The sequence below is a fragment of the Pantoea sp. MHSD4 genome, assembly GCF_021043305.1.
Taxonomy (GTDB): domain Bacteria; phylum Pseudomonadota; class Gammaproteobacteria; order Enterobacterales; family Enterobacteriaceae; genus Pantoea; species Pantoea eucalypti.
The window spans coordinates 1-606 of record NZ_JAJNDH010000031.1; the positions used below are offsets into that span (position 1 = coordinate 1).

At 42.9% G+C, this 606-nt stretch carries 1 protein-coding gene; it reads left to right on the plus strand.

What is annotated here, in order from left to right:
- Positions 1 to 272 precede the first annotated feature (272 nt).
- On the plus strand, positions 273 to 485 hold the full coding sequence (locus tag LQK91_RS21930) for a hypothetical protein (RefSeq protein ID WP_105100195.1): 213 nt from the start codon (positions 273 to 275) through the stop codon (positions 483 to 485).
- Positions 486 to 606 lie beyond the last annotated feature (121 nt).

Here is a 606-nt window from a genome sequence, read left to right on the forward strand (position 1 = left end):
TTAGGGTTGAGTCGGTCGAAATGTAAACCTTCGTCGCCGGGCTCAATGCAAAAAGAAGTTGAGCGTGGGCAAGCTCCGCGAGAAATAGAGCGGGTCGACAGAGGCCACATTCCTGGTCAGGAGGCACATGTCCATTACTCGGACGGAACTTCTTCTAATGTAAGTGGCGGTGTCCATGATGCCCACCGAGGGATACCAAATCCAACAAAGAAAGCGCGTAAGTGGCTGATTAGTCATGGATGGACACCACCCGATTAAAGATAAGGTGTATTATGAAAATTTATGGATATGAGAATGAAGATAGCGATTTAGTTTCTCTTGAGGAGATGTCGCTGCAAGTAACTATCGAGGAACTAAGGGAATTATCTGATTTTTTTATCAAAACGATTAATATTATGGAAGAAAGTGGGGAAAATTTTGGACATGAACACTTTTCTGATTTTATAAAATCAAAAAAGTCTCCAGATATTATTATTACTAAATAACAAAAAGCCGGAAGCGCTCTTAACGCTCCTTCCGGCTTTTTATCTTTAGCAGCCCAGTGTCAGAATCAGTCAGCCCTGTTCAACCTTAACCGTCGCCTTCAGGCCGACCTCAAATCTCATC

Coding starts and splice junctions, on each gene's coding strand:
- LQK91_RS21930 (WP_105100195.1), top strand. CDS start 273: ATGAAAATTTATGGATATGAGAATGAAGATAGCGATTTAGTTTCTCTT.